Raw genomic sequence first — 17,485 nt, forward strand, 5'->3', positions numbered from 1 at the left:
TACTCCAAATATGGATATAAATCCCGGTTATTGTACACTATTTGAGCATCATGCGCCATGGTTTTAGAATCCCTTCCGTAACATCCTTGTTTCAGGATTACCCTCAGGCTACTCTCTTGTTAAAGCAACATGCTTAACACATGACCATGAAATTCCGTGTTACCAGACGGACACAGCAGCAGGGATGATGTCGGGAATATGAAATATATTAAAGTTCTGATTAACTTTATCAACCACATCATAGTTACATTAAAATTCAGCATTCTCTCGCTTTTTATTACCTTGTTTCTGACCGCCAGTCTGATTCTAATGACGCTTAGTTATAAAAGTTCATCTGATGATATTTTTTTTATCGCCAACAAATCAATGGAAGACATTACGCATTCATTGAGTCAAATGTTTCTGTCAGAAGTGCGCCTGGCGCAGCGTGATTCCGGCATTACTTTATCCCTGATTACAGGCAAGGTGCTGGACGTCGATGAACCGGATGAAATGATACGTTATTTTTATTATCTGGCGGAATTTTTCAATATCGTACAAGCCATTTATTGGGGTGACACCAAAGGAAATTATGTTTCTGCCGAATATGAAGACGATGATTCCATCACAAGCCATTATATAGATCGTTCGATTCCGGCGCCTACTGAAAGCATTATCAGGCGGAACGTGGCGGGAACCGTTATCTCATCCACTCAGTCTCATGACGTGGATTATGATCCCCGCGTCAGACCCTGGTTTCTGTCGGCCCAAAAAATAGGAAAGGCGGCCTGGACCAACGTATATCTTTACAAACCATCAGATTATCTGGGCATTACACTGGCCACGCCGGTTTATGGGAAAAAAGGGCTGTTGGAAGGAGTGCTGGGCGTGGATTTACGTCTGGACTGGATATCATGGTATATCGATGGTCTTAAAATCACGCCGCACGGAATATTGTTTGTGGTGATGGAAAACGGCAAATTGATCGCCTATCCGAACTTTGACAAACTCCCCAAAATGTCCCGGCTCCTGGATATTCACGAACTGCCCTCAAAATGGATAGCTTATTCGTTTGACAAATACAAAAAACTCAAAGCTAAACGCTTCTCTTTTCGCTATCAGGGTGTAACGTATCTTGCGACATATCAAAGCGTGCCAGAGTTTAAAGACCAGGGTTGGCTTATCGGCCTGGTCATACCGGAAAATGACTTTATCGGCACTCTTAACAAGGCAAGAATCACGAATATGTTGATCAGTCTTTTTATCTTGCTGCTGGGAGTTTTCCTGGTGTCAAGATTTGTTAACAGTATTGTCAAACCGGTCAAGCAGTTGATCCTGGAGACGAATAAAATCAAAAATTTTGATCTGGCTGATGATCAGCCGGTGCATACCCGGGTCAAGGAGATCATATTATTGTCTGATGCCATTCAGACTATGAAGACTGGATTGAGAGCGTTCAAACGTTATGTGCCGTCTGATCTGGTCAAACAGTTAATCAGAAAAGGTGAAAACGCAAAACTGGGCGGAAGCAGGAAAACCATTGTTGCTTTTTTCAGCGATATCAAAGATTTTACGACGATCACGCATCAATCCAGACCCGACGGGTTGATGGCGCAGTTAAATGAATATTTTGAAGCGTTTACGAATATCATTATCCAAGAAAAAGGCACCATCGATAAATATATCGGTGATTCCATCATGGCCTTCTGGGGCGCGCCTGACGACATTGACCGGCCCTGTCATCATGCCGCCAGTGCGGCACTGGAATTCCAGGAAACCTTGAGTTCCCTGAACCATAAATGGGAAGAGGAGGGAAGGTCGCCATTCTATACGCGCATAGGCATACATATAGGCGATGCAATCGTTGGAAATGTGGGGTCTTCGGAACGCATTAATTACACGGCGATTGGAGATTCGATTAATATTGCCAGCCGGCTTGAGGGAATAAACAAGGAATACAATACAAATATTCTTGTCAGCGAAGCCGTGTATCAAATTATCCAGGATGAATTTGTTCTAAAGGAAATGGGATATGCGTCACTAAAGGGAATCAAGGAAAAAGTGCTGGTTTATGCGCTGCTCGCCCGCAGAACTCCCTCGCGGATTGATTAATAATTTATCACTCCATGCTATAGAAATCCCTAAAAAACAGCGGCAAAAAGGGTTATAATACCCGCGGCAAAGAATGAACCAAATGACATGAACAGGATTCAGTATGCACGATCTGGCACCGCTGATACATGATCTGGCAATCATGCTGGGTGTGGCAGGCTTTGTGGTCTTGCTTTTTCAGCGCATTCATCAGCCTGTTGTGTTGGGATATCTGGTTGCCGGCATGCTTGTAGGCCCTTTCACCACATCGCATCGTTTCATTACTGATGTGACAAATATCAAAATCCTTTCCGAGCTGGGTGTCATTTTTCTGATGTTTTCACTGGGGTTGGAATTCAGCTTTCATAAGCTGACTAAAGTCGGGTTTTCCGCCCTGATTACCGGCTTGTTTGATGTCACTCTGATGATTCTCGTTGGCTATGGAGCGGGGGCCGTTCTCGGCTGGAGCCATAACGACCGGCTGTTTTTGGGAGCGGCACTCGCGATTTCATCGACCACGATTATTTTCAAGGCGGTCAATGAACTGGGCTTGAAGACCAAACGCTTCGCTGAAGTTATTTTTGGCGTGCTGATTGTGGAAGATTTGCTGGCTATCCTGATTCTGGTAGGCCTTTCCACGATTATCATGACCAAAAATGTCACGCCCAAGGATATGTTTATCGCCGCGGCCAAACTGCTCCTGGTAGTGGGGGGATGGTTTTTGATCGGATACTCGCTGGTGCCGGCGTTATTCAGGCGGCTTGCCCATTACATCAGCCAGGAAACCCTGACCATTATCTCCGTGGCCTTGTGCCTTATCCTGGTCAGCATTGCGGCATACTTTCATTATTCAACCGCCCTGGGCGCGTTTATCATGGGTTCGATACTGGCTGAAACCGTTCTGGTGCATAGAATTGAAGAATTGATTGTTCCCATTCGTGATATTTTCGGTGCGATATTTTTTATCTCTGTCGGCATGCTTATCAATCCTTCTGTCATCATCGGGCAGTGGCAGACAGTCATTTTTATTGCCTTGGTATTGATCGCGGGAAAGGTCGCGGTCATCAGTATCGGGACGTTTTTGACGGGGCAAAGCACCAAAACAGCTATTCGCGCCGGTTTTGGCATGGCGCAGATAGGCGAATTCTCATTTATCATCGCGACGCTGGGCTGGTCGCTTAACGCGATCAACGACCAGCTGTATCCCATCATTGTCGCGGTTTCAAGCATTACCACCTTCACTACGCCTTATATGATACGGTTGTCAGGGAAAATCAGTGAAACAATGGAACGCGTGCTGCCGCAGCGCATGAAATACTTTCTGGAAAGTTATACAGCCTGGGTTTACCGTACGCAAACAGAGTCCAGGAAAAATCCCGTACCTCGCAGTGTGACAGTACGCTTGTTTATTAACGGCATTACCGTCGCCATTATCTTTACCCTGATCGACAAGCTGGTATTTCCGCAAATTTACATCCTGCTTGCCAATAAACATCAAACCAAGATTGTTTGTGAAGCCATTTCCATTATTTTATCCTCGCCATTCATCTGGGGAATGATGTTCTCCTATAAATTCAGCCCGATTCCAGAATATGCAAAGCTAAAATTCAATCCTGCCGTATCTGTGGTATGGCTGGTCACACTGATGGAAATCACCTTTTTGAGCGTGGTGTATTTTCACACCTGGGTGACGACCGCCGTATTGTTGATACTGGTCATCATTTTCTTTGCGGCCGCATACCGGCAGCTGGAAAAATCCTACCGCTGGTTTGAATTACAGCTGGTTAAAAATATCAACAAACAGGGCAAACAATCCAAATTCAAGGAGCTCGCGCCCTGGGACATGCACTTTGTTGAAATCGAAGTCGGGGACAAGTCGCCTTTTGCCACTAAAAGTCTGGGAGAGTGTAAAATTCGCGAGCGTTTTGGCGTGAACATCGTTGCCATTTACCGTGGGCACAATTCCATTCTGGCGCCGCGCGGCGAAGTACGGCTTTATGATAATGACAAATTGATTGTGCTAGGGAATGATGACCAGATCGACCGTTTCAAGCGCAAGGCAACCATGGCATCATCCGGTCTTGAAAAAAACGGGCATCTTGAAAGCTTTATCCTGAAACCTATCCTGATCGGCAGTGATCATCCGTTCCTGGGCAAGACTATTCGGGATTCCGGGATTCGAGAACAATTACATGGATTAGTGATGGGAATTGAGCGTGGAAATACGCGGATTCTGAATCCCAGCCCTGATACAGTACTGGAAGCAGATGATCTGTTACTGGTGGGCGGGAAACAGATATGAACAGGTGAGGGGTCCATCTTATGTCCGTTATGCAGAATGCCTATCAGCTGATTCTGGAAATGAACAAGCTCAAGCTTGTATTCAGAAATACCATTACGAGCGCCGACAGAAAGGAAAGTACGGCCGAACATTCCTGGTCGGCCAGCATGATAGTAATCATACTCATGCGTGAACTTAAAAATGAGTTTTCTGAAATTGATGAGTTAAAAACCATCAAGCTGGCTATGATTCATGATGTGGTAGAAATCTATGCGGGTGATGTCATGGCGTTTGATATAGAGGCGCGGCAAAACAAGGAAAAAATCGAAGCGCAGGCATTAAAAAAACTGATGTCGCTAGACCCGGAATTTGGAACACAACTGCATGATTTGTGGCATGAATTTGAAGCAAAAAACAGTCTTGAGGCAAAAATCGCAAAAGCTGCGGACGCAATCTGTCCCATCTTTCAGCGCCTGCACTCACGACAATCCTATAAACCGTTTAATATCAGCCTGGATCATCTGAAAAAGACCAAATCTCCGCATTTTATATTCAGCAAGACATTTACCGCCCTCTATCAGATGCTGAAAACAGACTTGCTGCTGGCAAATCTGATTACCACATGAAGTGAGAATTCCACCCTAATAAGGTTATAATAACCTAACTTGATTTATTTGTATAATAATTATACAATATTTTAATATTAATTCGTCTTGAAAGTGATATAGTTGTATCTATTTGGATGCGAGGGTTATATCTTATTAACATTCAAGTCAAATAAGAACATCTAAATACATAATAGATACAATAACCAATGAGGAATTAACCATGTTTCTTCGAACCAGTAAAGACTCCCGAAGTTCTAAAGAAGACTTGGCCACAAAGGCGAAGGACGAGCCTGATTCATTAGCTCCAATTGGCAGCCCCAAGTCAATTCCCCAGATCTCCATACATATTGAGCAGCCAGCCGAGGGGTTAAATGGCGACGGTGACACATCTGCAGTAAAACCAACCGGCAACAATAACCATGATAAGCAAGATGGCGGATTACGCGGCAGAATAACCACTTCTGCTCCGCTCTCTATTGAAAAAAAATCACGAAGACGCTCACTCTCGCCGCTGTCGCGGGCGGAATCAATCATTTCAATTAGTCCAAAACATACATTCGGCAGTTTATCAATTGTGCGATCTCCAACGCCAGAAAGAAAACCCTATTCTCAATCCATTTTCGCTCCTATTACGAATCGGGTTTATAATGCCGCAACATTATATAATTTACTCATAGATTCTGTTGTGAAATCCACGCAAAAAGTGACTAGTTATCCGGCTATTCCGGATGAAGACATGTTAACTAATGATGTTGACAGCCTGGATGACAATCAAATATTCCAGTTGGGATTCACGCGCAAATACTGCAGCTACACCTTGATCAACCATGCTTCACTGGCTTTTCGCGATCCCGTCACTGGAAAATTTCTCATTGTCGGCCGCCAGAATGAGCAGTTTCTAAAACCTGACCCAGGCAAACCATCGCCATCATTTCTGTGGTGGGCAATCAGCAATGTGATGGATTATCACGCCATTATGCGCTTCACAACGACTCGCATGGACAATGAAAAGAAATACGACTTTTTCCCAGGCACTCCTTTTAATGCGGAAATGACTGAAGTGACCATGACCGGCGCAGAAATAAAATCTCTCGTAAAGGCGATAGATGAGAATATCTGCCTGGCTCAATATTACGATGTGGTGCATTCCAACTGCTACTCTTCTGTTTTATTCGGTCTCGCAAAAGCCTTTGAAATGATTGCTGCCAAAGTCGATGATGAAAGTGAAATCATGGATGATGAAGACAGGTTAATAGCCAACAATAAAGACTTAAAACGTCTCTTCACTTTAATATGCTCCGCTTTACAGGATAATTACAAGCTGGGATCCGGAGGTATTAATAACACTGTTGTGAACTCAGCGATTCAAAAAACGATAGATATTTTGGAAGAGCGGAATTTATTGCATATTATTGATTCAACTTTCATAAAGGAAAATAAGTCGGCAGACGCTGAAGACAGGGAAGTGCTGAGTAATAGTCGGCCGTGATGCTTTTAAACAATCCGGAACCAGCTGGATGCCAGCTAAAAACATGCTGGCATGACAACATGTCCTCCTCACCACGAACGGGATTTTCACCGCCGTTCACCCTGAGGAGGACACGCAGCGCCGTCTCGAAGGGCCTGTCCTGAGGAGGACACGTTAGTGTCCGTCTCGAAGGGCTGCCGCACCTTCCTGTCATTCCCGCGCACAAGCGGGAATCAAAACCAGAGTTCATGGTTCGAGACGCCGCTGACGCGGCTCCTCACCACGAACGGAAGGTGAATCATGAAAGCCAATGCTTTTAACAAAATTCTCTCGATACTCCCTTAATTCCTCACGATTGTGATTTACATTGGTTCTATGCTTGAATAACAGAAAACCAGCAGCAATGAGGCCAGCAATAAGAGGGACAGAACCACGCGGACCTATATCATAAGATGTGCGGCCTACAGCACCCGCAGCCAAGCCGGCTGGTCCAGCTATGAATGCACCCAGGCCGCAACAGGGAAGCGTTGCTGCAAATCCCAAAGCAAAACCGGTCATGCCATAAAACATAGAGCTGCCAATTACGCGGGCTCCGCCGAGTAAACCTGAAAGAGCGGTAGATATTCCGACACTTATCCCGCCTAAACCAGCGGCAAAAACAGCTATTGCATTATCAGCAAAAAATGCACTTATGCCGGAAGGCTGGCGGCTCATCAGAACAATGCCATGACTCGCGCTCATCTTTAGCTGTTTGCCATATTCAGTTTTATCGATAACATCGCGCATATATTGGCAAACTTCGCGAAGCTTAATCATTTCATGTTTAGCTGTTTGCCATATTCAGTTTTATCGATAACATCGCGCATATATTGGCAAACTTCGCGAAGCTTAATCATTTCATGAAATGTGGTATGAGTCTGGAAGACTTGTATTACATCGGAATTAAACACCATTTCAATATGCGGCCCCATTGTTGCGGGCACATTTCTATCAAGCATGATTGCTATCCTCGTTTTTTCGATCTTTATCTTTTTGCGGATTTTAGCAAGCAATTATGAACAAAGTATTAACAGAATTAAAAATTTAGTAAAATAACAAAGCATATTAATAAACAATAAGGCAGATGTGCGGTATGCTGACACAGATCAATAAATGCCTTCAGAACCGGAGAGAGAGTGATGACAATGACAAGTTACCATGGCCGATGCCATTGTGGAAAAATTAAATTTATATGTAGGGGCGAGCCTATGTTTACCCAATACTGCCACTGTAATAAATGTCGGGAAATCGCTTCCATGTCTGAAAATAGTCAAGACAAAGCGGGTTATTCACATACTGCGGCCTATTTGACAAACAATTTTAATATCGTAACCGGGGAGAATAATCTTGAAAGCCTCATCAGAGGATCTGCCAGGCTAATGCTTTGTTCCACATGCAAAAGCCTTGTTTATGGTATTTCACTTGACCCCGCCAAACAGGGTGGAATCGGTATTAATGCAAATAATTTTGACTTCCACCAGGATATCCCGGATTCATTCAAACCGGTAAGACACATTTGGTATGCAAACCGTATTGTGGATTTCAACGATAATCTGCCAAAGTTCAAGGATGCGCCCAAAGAACAATTTGGTTCCGGAGAGTTACTGTGAAAATGAAGTCAACTCTAAAGTACCAAAGTACCAAAAAAGCAGGCCAGCAATCCTAAACGGTCTGATCGGTGAAGTAATCATTCAATAACTTGGTTGTGATCGGCTTCAGCAGCTGGCTGCCAAATGGTTTTAAGCTGCCATCTGATTTGTCTATGGATGCCTGCACCTTTTTATCAGTTAAATTGCTTACAAAAATATATTGTTGATTGCCATTTTGAATGAATCCAATAAACCATCCGTCACGCAATTTGCTGGGGTTATCCAGCCGCTCATTACGACCGTGACGGCCAGAGCCTGTTTTGCCAAAATAATCTGCGCCATTATTCAATTTACCAAGATACAAATTTTTCTTTGTATGGGCCACGGCTTCGTCTGAAACAGGTAATTCGTTGTCTAACATCGCCTTTAAGAAATCGAGTTGTTCAATGGCGGAAATTTTCAAACTGCTGCTCAACCATGCGTGAGTGATGCCATTGTTTTTGCCCAGGTCTCCATTAAAATTTTGATTGCCATAGTCAAAACCAGCCAAATAGTGCTTGATGCGTGCCTGGCCTAATTGTGGAGTGATCTTCTGTGAAACCCAGAGCACTGAATATTTTAGCCATGTGCCGGGAGTCTGATCCTGATCATGCTCGGGTATGACTCCCTTTTTCCCATCCCATTTGAAAACTGTATTTTGGTTAATAATGCCTTGATTGAAAGCCATTAATGATAAGGCAATCTTAAACGTCGAATCTGGCGAAATCCGCTGGTTACAATAATTGCCGGGATTGTATTCGCTGACTATTTTATGTTCATTCAGGTTGTAAAGGATAAAGCAGGCATCATAGTTTTTAAATAACTCGGAAAATTCTTGTGTGGTTTTCGCATTGGCATTGATCGAAAGCAAACCGCAGGCCAAAAGACAAACTAAGAGTTTTTTCATTTTAAAAATTCTTTTATGGTAAATGGTTGTGAATGTGTGAATAGTATTAAGTTATCTGGATAAATTCAATTACCATCATTCACGCTACTTAGATCCAACATAATTCCAGTAAGGGAAATTACTGGAATTATTAGGCGGGGTTTAGCCAGGGTTTTATGGAAACTTTCTATCCCGGAACGAATATCGCCAACCTTCCGAGCTAACATTTTTCACGCACCAGCTTTAAAACTTTAACAGAACGGTTAATACGCAGGTCATTTGGATGCAGTTGATAGGTATCATGATCCCAATCAGCATCCAAAAGATAAATATGCCAGTTCTCGCTAGCTGGAAGCACTCCGGATTCGACTTGGCGCATAAGTATATCGCATGCCGCTTGGATCGTACAAAATGCCTCGCCGCCGCCATAACTTCCATCAGCTTCTAAAAATGACTTCGGGACTGTTGAGGGAGCATCTTTGGCTATTAATGGCCCCAGCTTAATAACCTCCGCATGGTTAGAGAATACCTTATCATATGCGCCAATTGTGTAAACGTTCTTACACACTGCCATGCTTTTTATCGGCACGATCAGGCTTAAAAGGGTTAAAATGACAAGATTGCAGGCTTTCATCAGTTAAATCCTCATTTCACAGGTGCGGCAGTTAATCCGTTAGTCTGGCCTGACCGAAATGGATGACACTTCTAATTCATCCGGTATAACGGGCTGCAGCGCATCACTGATTGAGCCTGTAAAATCAGCACTCCGAATGGAAAGATCTCTTGTTCGGCTCAATAATCGGCGCACCTCACCCTGTCCAGACAGTGAACTTTGAAGTAATGATTGACCGGAAAGACGGCTTAATTCATTTTTTAATGCAATAAGCGCTTCTTCGGGCACAAGACATTCCCGGACTGCCTTATCCGCGTCAGCCAGCATGATTTCCACATTTTCCTTGGTTGTTGTCTTGAATTTGATATGATCATTTACGCCAATCTTGTTGTGCGTAGCTGTTTTGTCGCGGCACGGATCAAGAGCAACTGATTCAAAAAGCCCTGTTAATTCCTCACTTGAGGCATAAGTCATATCATAAGGCGTTTTGTCACAATCATCGCGCAAATCCGGGTTTGCGCCAGCATCGACAAGAGCACGGGCCATTTCAATATCTCCCATGGCGCATGCATAATGCAAGGCGGTACGTCCCATGCGATCCTGAGCGTTGATGTTAATCCTGGATGAAAATTCATTTTCCAGTAATATTCTGACCAGGCGTGTGTTACGCATTTTTGCCGCCAATATAAGCGCTGTTTTACCTTCTGAATCAAATTTGTTTGGATCAATATAGTCATGCAAGGCGCTGATAATCGCTTCAGCCAACTGACAATTCTCGTCTGATTCTTCAAGCACAATGGAAGTAATCAGAATGGTATTGTCAAATGGCCGGCATAATGTCTTCGAATTCGCATTTAATAATTCTGTGATCTCATCCGTCGAATAGAGAGATAACATGGCATCATGCAGTGACACGCCTGTCAGTTTCGAAGTGAAGATAGCGAATCTGAGCTGGTCGAATAGCTTTTCGATACGTTTTTCCTTTTGCGTATCAACAACATCATGGCTTAACTGGCTCATAATTAGAGCGGTTGAATGGGCTGCCGGTTGATCCGGAGCAAGATGTGGTCTGGGATTCATCTTTTATCTATTTAATAAATAAGTCTTTTGTTTCAAACAAAGTTAATAATCGTCGAATTGTTAACAGGTAACGTATAATAGATAAAAATTTGATTATCTGCAATAACGTGATTTATATTTATCCAGAATTGTTAATAAATCATTAATCATAGATCAGTATTATATTGACCATATATTATTTTATTAATGATACAACAACATGAAAGCCAGAACAGCTGCATATAACCAGGGTTATGCGCTCTACTCGGATCCGGAGTCTGACAATGAGCCGGAAAGTACAGAGGAAGACCAGGTAAAGAAAAACCATTTATATCAATGTGTGCTTGCCGCCGGGTATGAACCTGAAGAAAAAGGAATTTGTTTGGGCTTGTCTTTATTGGTTATCCAGTCAATATTGGCTGGTAATTTTACAGATTTCCAAAAGAAGCTGGGCTTTATTTTATCCTCAAGACCAGCCACACTTGGCATGGAGATTAAAAACGCGCGAAAGCGTAAAAAAACTGCAGAGATAAGCTCATTGACAGCTGATGAATTGTACCTGCTTGAGATTGACAGCTTATTAATGGGTATCGCCATTCACTCCAAGCCTGAAGCATTTCCTCACTTGTTTGAAACCGGGGCGCAAACAGTCACACAAAATGCCAAAAGGACTTTTCCGCTTACCCAGCCAAAATCTATCGGCCAATTATTTGATTCGGGTGGAATTGTTATTAATTATGGGCCTGGATTGATGGATTTAAAAGAATATTTCACAACCCTGAGACAAGCGGCATCTGACCAGGCAATTGCAATTGTTCTTGCTAATCGAGACCATGCCATTGCGATTGGCTATCATCCCGAAAAAAAATTGTGGACTATTACTGATTCGGAAAAACTGCCAACGCGCGAAGTTGAAAATGAATTAATGATGGCTGGAGAATTATTATCTGCTTTTCAGGCTTTTAGTGAGCCAGCTTGTTACACATATATTTCGAATGTTTATTTGGATTCACCCGGTCCCGAAACAGTTGCTTTATTACAGGCATGGAAACGTTCTCAGCACGAAAAACTGGCGAGAAAATTCAGCTTTTATTCTGAACAAGACAAGATTTATTTGCTCCATCTGGCAGCCGAAGGCGATGTGGAAACAGTGAAATTGCTGCTTGCAAAAGGTGTCAGCGCCGATTGCATCCTTTCCGGCACCACCCCGCTTTTTATCGCCTCAAGCCATGATCAGCCCGAAATCGTTTCTGCGCTTTTAGCAGCAAAGGCAAATCCAAATATGGGGTATGAAGATGGATTGTCACCGCTGATCATTGCGTCTGAAAATGGGTGTATTGAAGTTGTGAGGCTGTTATTGGAACATGGCGCGGAGGCAACAGATGCGTGTGAAGACGGAAGTTTTCCCTTACTTGTCGCCATTGAATGCGAAAACAGTTCCATCATCTCGCTTCTGGTATCCAGGTCGTGCAGCGAAGATTATACTCAAGAAGAAGCAGGCATGATTAATGACGCGTTAAAAAAGACCAGGAATGATTTCCTCAGGCAAGAGGTGACTAAATTTATGCAAACGAAACAAGACACCCTGCCCGCACCAGCCCCTTGTTCGTTTGCATCAACATCAGTCAGTCTGCCGTATATTCCTCCTCAGCTGCAATTCATGCCGCCTCCATTAGTATCCACAAGCACGGGGAAATTGCGCTCACCGCAGGAAAAGCCGGAAAAAAAGCGGAAACACTCTCCTGATGGAAATGAATGCCGGCATTTCAAGAAACACAAACCGTCTCTGGAGTCCGGTGCTGCTGATGCAAAAACTAACCCTGAACAAAATCACTTGAAAAAGCCACAAGACTGATTGATCTTCAAGTTAATTCCTGGTCGCCCGCTGCTTTGACTTCAAGAGTCCGCTTTACTGGCGGCAGAGTTCCTTGTAGCGAAAACAATCAGTCATATGATCATTTACCATGCCAACAGCCTGCATGAAGGCGTAACAAATCGTGCTCCCAACAAATTTGAAGCCGCGCTTGGTTAAATCCCTGGACATGGCATCAGAGATATCGGTTTTCGCAGGTACTTGTTCCTGACGATTCCAATGATTCAAAATGGGAGTGCCGTCAGTAAAACGCCAGAGATAGTCGGAAAAATGCCCATTCTCTTCCTTGACCTTGAGGAAAGCTTTCGCATTTTGAATCGCTGCGTTTATTTTCAATTTATTCCGAATAATTCCGGCATTTGCTAACAGCTGATCAATTTTACGCTGGTCATAGCGGGCAATTTTTTCAGCATCAAATCCGGAAAAAGCACGACGGAAAGCGTCCCTCTTTTTTAATACGGTAAGCCAGCTCAAACCTGCCTGCATGCCTTCAAGAATAAGAAATTCAAACAGCACAGTGTCATCATGAATAGGAACGCCCCATTCAGTATCGTGATATGCCACATATACCGGATCATCGGTACACCAGCGACAGCGCTTTAATTTCATCAATCTCACCTTAATAATATGACAGGTTGACCGCTCAAGCGATGGCGCGGTGGAGAACATTTATATCAATATTGCCGCCTGTTAATATGCAAACAATATTACGATGAACGCCAAGCGCCGCCAACTGAATGGCGCCTGCGACACCAGCGGCGGCGGCACCTTCGCACACCAGTTTATTGTATAGAAAAAGACACTTAAGCGCACTCTTGATTTCATCCAGTGTCACAACCAGGCTATCGCGCAAAATGGGTGCCAGCTGTTCGAATACATGAGGCAAGACTTCAGGTGTACCAATTGCGTCTACAAACGATGGCGATCTGTTTACTGAAGAAGCTCTTCCAGACTGCAGGGATTTTTTTAAGGGTGCGGCTGTCTCCGGCTCGCAGGTGTAAACCGCGATATCAGGTCGTGCTTGATGGATAAATTTGCCTATGCCCAGGCTTAATCCTCCCACGCCAAATGGTATGACAATCGCATCGGCATCAGGTAAATCCTCAATGATTTCTCTGGCTATGCCGGCATAACCAGCGAGAAGAAAATCGTTCATTGCCGGATGAATGAAAACATGCCGCCCTGCGGGTGTCTCATCGCCTCGCACCAGCCCCCATACTTTTTCGTAAGGCAATTCAATCAGTTCAGCCCCCAGTTTGTTAATCATGTCGATTTTAAGCCGGGGCGCACTGTTTGGAGCATAGATGCGGCACGGCACCTGAAGTAATTTCGCAGAATATGCAACAGCCTGAGCCATGTTGCCTGCGCTGGCCGCCGACAAACCCTGCCGCAAATCACGCGTCGTTTCCTGTTTGATCAGGGAGACGATACCGCGAATCTTATAAGAACCGAATAGCTGCAAATTTTCAGCTTTGAGAAAAATTGCGGCGCGGCGCGCAGAATCCAATGTGTGGAATGGCAGCAAGGGGGTACGAATAAGCTGATTATCCAGAACTGTAATGGTATCTCTCAGATAATCATGCATGCTTATGCTCCACTGATTTTTTTTCCGACTATCATATGCTTTTCGCCAGCGGAGCGTATCGTCTTGATATCTGAAAATCCTGTTTGTCGCAGCCAGTCGTGATAGTCAGCCGCGCTTCTTAATGTACCGTACATTTCCAGCAGCATGGTCAGGTTTAACATGGCTGTCAAGTATGGCCCGGATTTATCCTCTTCAAACAGTTTTTCCAGTATGATTATCAATCCGTTTTCAGGCAACGAATCATATACTTTTCTGATCAATGAAAGTGATACGGAATCCTCCCAGTCAGAAAGTATGTAACCAAGAACATAGATATCACCCTCTGGAAGAATATCGACGAACATATCGCCAGCATGAAATTCGGCGCGTTGAGCCAGATTATAAAGCCTGAATTGATTTTCAGCATAAGGCTTTATATTTGGAAAATCCATGATTACTGTTTCAAGCAAAGGATTGCATTGCAACGCGGCAATGGCGAAAGATCCTGTTGCGCCGCCCAGATCAACCATTCTTTTGTATTCAGCAAAGGGGTAACGGGCGCATAAATCTCGCGAATCAGGATAGCCGGATGCCCACATGGTATCCAGAAATTCCCGCGTTGATCGTTCATCTGAATAAATGGCGTTCACATATACGGATCTTGGATCCATAGAGTGACTAACTTGCCCGGCCAGTTTATTCCATTGCGGTTTATCTTCATGCAATGCATCTATCAAATGCTGAAATATCGGATAGGTTGTTTTCCAGTAATGTGAAAACCTGTCACCGCAATAGTGTCGTCCTTGACGTGACAGGAATGATGAAAATTCCGGACTGAGAAAAAACCGCTCATCTTCTTTTTTCAGCAAACCTATACATAACGCGCAGATCAATAAACGTTCCAGTGAGGATTGCGGCAAATTCAAGTCAAGACTGGCTTGTCTGACGGTTGATCCGTCTTTTTCCGCAAGGTAATCAAACAAGCCGATTTGACGGGATACGAAAAGCACCTGGCTTTCGACGAACCCAAACATCATTTTTTCCAATTGCAGCGGCATTTTCATAAATCTGTCCTGGATACGGTTTCAAACAGTTTTCCACACTTGCTCAACAATATCATGGCGGATAGCATAAATTTCACGATGTAAAAACCCCATAGCGTCGGTATATCCCGGTATGAGCACGATTTTGTCTCCGTGAGCGAGATTGACAGGATGTTTTTCTATTATGCTTTCAATTTTTGTGTGCTCGGCGCTCAGGCCTATGATTTTCAAATCCTTACGGTCACGCGGTTCAGGTAATCCGCCAAACGGGTGCCAGCCCGCAGTTTTGAATCCGGCATTTGCGATAGCCCGGCTCTGGTCCGCCGCGGCGCTGATAACCTGGGTCAATAGCAGCGCGCCAATTTTATGCCCATGCTGCTTCAAGTCAGCCTTGTGATAATAAAGCAAGTCACATAAAGCTCCGCCACCCGCCTGTATTTCCGTCAAGACGCCAGCAGAGAGACAATCCGGATAATTGCAGCTGCCGCCGCCGCTTACCACTTCGACTGTTATGCCCTCCGCTTCAATGGCGTGTCTTGCCTGTGCCAGGATGGCATGAGACCGCCTGGTTTCAAGTGTTTTTTGTTCCGGCGGCATGACGGGCGTATGACCTTCGTAACCGGTTATTCCGCGAAACAGGACTGAACCAGTCCTGGACTCAATTTCCTTGGTCAGTCTGGATAACGCGACGGCCTGGTCTATGGTATCCACGCCACAGCGATTGTGATTAATATTTAATTCCACCAGCACCTCGACAGGGGCTATGATTTCCCAACGTTCTACAGCTGCGGCCAGTTTTCGCAGATAACCAGGATCATCAACGGCGACCCTGAGTACCCTCACCTGTTTTGCAAGCAATGATATTCTTTCCAGCTCAGCTTCTGATCCTGCCTGGTTTGCCAGGTATATATTGTCTATCCCCTGACGGGCAAAACTCTCCGCTTCTGCGAGTGTAAGCAGCACGACACCGTCAACGCCACCCTGGCGAATGATGTATTTAGCGAGTTCAGGGCATTTATGCGCCTTGCAGGGTATTCTCCAGGCTATTCCATTGCCAGCGATGCGCCGCGACATAAGCTGGATATTATGGTCTAGCGCGTCAAGGTCTATCATAAATGCGGGTGTGGGCAAAGCGTGGATAGACGCGCCAATATATTTATTTTTCTCTATCTTGCGCTGCGCTTTTATAACCTGCCCATTTTCCCGCGACCGGCTCCAGCACGTTAGTTCTATCCACATGCCCCAGGGTGAAACCAGAAATGTGGATGTGCATATTTCCCCTCGTAATGGAAATTGCATGGGCGGATCTTGTATGAACCGGGTATTCTTCCATTTTGGAAACACCCGTTCTTTGATGTGTGTCACAACCTTTTCCATGTCTTTTACAGTGAAAGAGATGTAGTTATTGCCAATATCACTCATTTTATGCCAACCATTTTCACCTCTGGGCAGGGACTGGTCGGGGGATTTCCACTCAAAAATTTCGATATATTGCGTTAAGGGATGCTCACCGCACTTCAGCATGATCACATGCGGCATATACGCATCCGGATGCACGCCGAAAATGGCATCCCATCCGCGTTCTCCGGCTGAGGGAGCCGGATCACGCCTTACTTCCCAATCAAATTCGGCATCAAAAGCATCAATCAGGAATTCAGCCGCTTCCAACGCGTTAGGCACAACGATACCGACATGATCCAGACCCATATTTCCGGGTATACCTGTGCCTGCGGCCTGATGTTCCTGCGAGGCATGCTTTAGCGTCATATTATTCTCCTTCAGGATAATGGAGATCGATTTCACCGCTTTCAGGATGAATAATAGGCGGTGTCTGTATACTCAGAAAAAATGTGCGGGATTGTGTATTAAAGCCATGCAGCATGCCGGCAGGAATAGTCATACGCATGCCTGGATGATAGCGGATCAACGCATCCCCGCATAGAAATGTTCCCAGCCCTGAAATAATGTAAATGACAGCCGCGCTATTTTTATGATAATGCCGGCTATATTGCGCATGAGGCTGCAAACCCACCAGCTCCATGATTTCAGTCTGGTTGTACTGGGCGTGCGCTTGCACGATTGTTCCATTATGCTGGTCATTCCCGCAGTGGAATAATCCGAGTTGATATAAATCGAATATTTCCTCGCGCTTGCAGCGGGTAGTCACGATACGCTGATATGGCAGCTCATTGATTAGCTCAATGACATTGCCTACTCCGGCGTCCAGCCGTTTCAAGAACGTCGTCAGAATGTTTTTTACTCGATGGTTCGTCATGCCGCCCTCTCATTTCAGGCCAAGCATAGCTCGAATCATTCGTTGAAATAAAGTGACAATTTTTCTATTATATGTTCC

The 17,485-nt window shown here is 44.6% G+C and carries 16 protein-coding genes; 6 read left to right on the top strand and 10 right to left on the bottom strand.

Going from position 1 to position 17,485, the window contains the following annotated elements; translation table 11 throughout:
• Positions 1-198: 198 nt before the first annotated feature.
• The 4 genes from AQULUS_RS05540 to AQULUS_RS05555 all read left to right on the top strand — a co-directional run bounded on the left by AQULUS_RS05540 (position 199) and on the right by AQULUS_RS05555 (position 6,448).
• A complete protein-coding gene (locus AQULUS_RS05540) occupies positions 199-2,091 on the top strand; it encodes an adenylate/guanylate cyclase domain-containing protein (protein ID WP_148339097.1) in 1,893 nt (630 codons plus the stop codon).
• 103 nt (positions 2,092-2,194) lie between these two features.
• A complete protein-coding gene (locus tag AQULUS_RS05545; protein ID WP_148339098.1) occupies positions 2,195-4,372 on the top strand; it encodes a cation:proton antiporter in 2,178 nt (725 codons plus the stop codon).
• Positions 4,373-4,392: 20 nt separating this feature from the next.
• Complete coding sequence (locus AQULUS_RS05550; protein ID WP_148339099.1) at positions 4,393-4,977, top strand: HD domain-containing protein; 585 nt, start codon at positions 4,393-4,395, stop codon at positions 4,975-4,977.
• A 202-nt stretch (positions 4,978-5,179) separates the two neighbouring features.
• Positions 5,180-6,448 (top strand): hypothetical protein, encoded by a 1,269-nt coding sequence (locus tag AQULUS_RS05555; protein WP_148339100.1) that lies wholly within the window; start codon positions 5,180-5,182, stop codon positions 6,446-6,448.
• A gap of 225 nt (positions 6,449-6,673) precedes the next feature.
• Here AQULUS_RS05555 and AQULUS_RS05560 read toward each other — a convergent pair whose 3' ends face one another.
• Entirely contained in the window at positions 6,674-7,243 is a 570-nt protein-coding gene (locus AQULUS_RS05560; RefSeq protein ID WP_148339101.1) for a hypothetical protein, read from the bottom strand.
• Positions 7,240-7,425, bottom strand: a complete 186-nt coding sequence (locus tag AQULUS_RS05565; protein WP_148339102.1) for a hypothetical protein — start codon at positions 7,423-7,425, stop codon at positions 7,240-7,242. The genes AQULUS_RS05560 and AQULUS_RS05565 overlap by 4 nt, the downstream gene beginning before the upstream one ends.
• Before the next feature lie 186 nt (positions 7,426-7,611).
• Here AQULUS_RS05565 and AQULUS_RS05570 point away from each other — a divergent pair, with 186 nt between their 5' ends.
• Complete coding sequence (locus AQULUS_RS05570; protein WP_148340287.1) at positions 7,612-8,076, top strand: GFA family protein; 465 nt, start codon at positions 7,612-7,614, stop codon at positions 8,074-8,076.
• Positions 8,077-8,128: 52 nt separating this feature from the next.
• Here AQULUS_RS05570 and AQULUS_RS05575 read toward each other — a convergent pair whose 3' ends face one another.
• From AQULUS_RS05575 to AQULUS_RS05585, 3 genes are all read right to left on the bottom strand, one after another.
• A complete protein-coding gene (locus AQULUS_RS05575) occupies positions 8,129-9,001 on the bottom strand; it encodes a class D beta-lactamase (protein WP_148339103.1) in 873 nt (290 codons plus the stop codon).
• Positions 9,002-9,200: 199 nt separating this feature from the next.
• The gene (locus AQULUS_RS05580; RefSeq protein ID WP_148339104.1) at positions 9,201-9,614 is read right to left on the bottom strand and encodes a DVU_2496 family lipoprotein; all 414 of its coding nucleotides are present in this window, start codon (positions 9,612-9,614) and stop codon (positions 9,201-9,203) included.
• 39 nt (positions 9,615-9,653) lie between these two features.
• The gene (locus AQULUS_RS05585; protein WP_148339105.1) at positions 9,654-10,673 is read right to left on the bottom strand and encodes an ankyrin repeat domain-containing protein; all 1,020 of its coding nucleotides are present in this window, start codon (positions 10,671-10,673) and stop codon (positions 9,654-9,656) included.
• Positions 10,674-10,872: 199 nt separating this feature from the next.
• On the opposite strand from AQULUS_RS05585, the gene AQULUS_RS05590 reads away from it, so the two are divergent.
• Entirely contained in the window at positions 10,873-12,507 is a 1,635-nt protein-coding gene (locus tag AQULUS_RS05590; RefSeq protein ID WP_148339106.1) for an ankyrin repeat domain-containing protein, read from the top strand.
• A 54-nt stretch (positions 12,508-12,561) separates the two neighbouring features.
• Here AQULUS_RS05590 and AQULUS_RS05595 read toward each other — a convergent pair whose 3' ends face one another.
• Genes AQULUS_RS05595 through AQULUS_RS05615 form a run of 5 tightly spaced genes read right to left on the bottom strand, consistent with a single transcriptional unit; the run spans position 12,562 to position 17,407 of the window.
• On the bottom strand, positions 12,562-13,134 hold the full coding sequence (locus AQULUS_RS05595) for a DNA-3-methyladenine glycosylase I (RefSeq protein ID WP_148339107.1): 573 nt from the start codon (positions 13,132-13,134) through the stop codon (positions 12,562-12,564).
• Between the two features lie 34 nt (positions 13,135-13,168).
• Complete coding sequence (locus AQULUS_RS05600; protein WP_148339108.1) at positions 13,169-14,110, bottom strand: threonine ammonia-lyase; 942 nt, start codon at positions 14,108-14,110, stop codon at positions 13,169-13,171.
• Between the two features lie 2 nt (positions 14,111-14,112).
• Complete coding sequence (locus AQULUS_RS05605; protein ID WP_148339109.1) at positions 14,113-15,153, bottom strand: methyltransferase; 1,041 nt, start codon at positions 15,151-15,153, stop codon at positions 14,113-14,115.
• A 21-nt stretch (positions 15,154-15,174) separates the two neighbouring features.
• Complete coding sequence (locus AQULUS_RS05610; protein ID WP_148339110.1) at positions 15,175-16,899, bottom strand: alanine racemase; 1,725 nt, start codon at positions 16,897-16,899, stop codon at positions 15,175-15,177.
• A gap of 1 nt (position 16,900) precedes the next feature.
• Positions 16,901-17,407 (bottom strand): cupin domain-containing protein, encoded by a 507-nt coding sequence (locus tag AQULUS_RS05615; protein ID WP_148339111.1) that lies wholly within the window; start codon positions 17,405-17,407, stop codon positions 16,901-16,903.
• Positions 17,408-17,485: the final 78 nt, after the last annotated feature.

This window comes from Aquicella siphonis (assembly GCF_902459485.1).
Classification (GTDB): domain Bacteria; phylum Pseudomonadota; class Gammaproteobacteria; order DSM-16500; family DSM-16500; genus Aquicella; species Aquicella siphonis.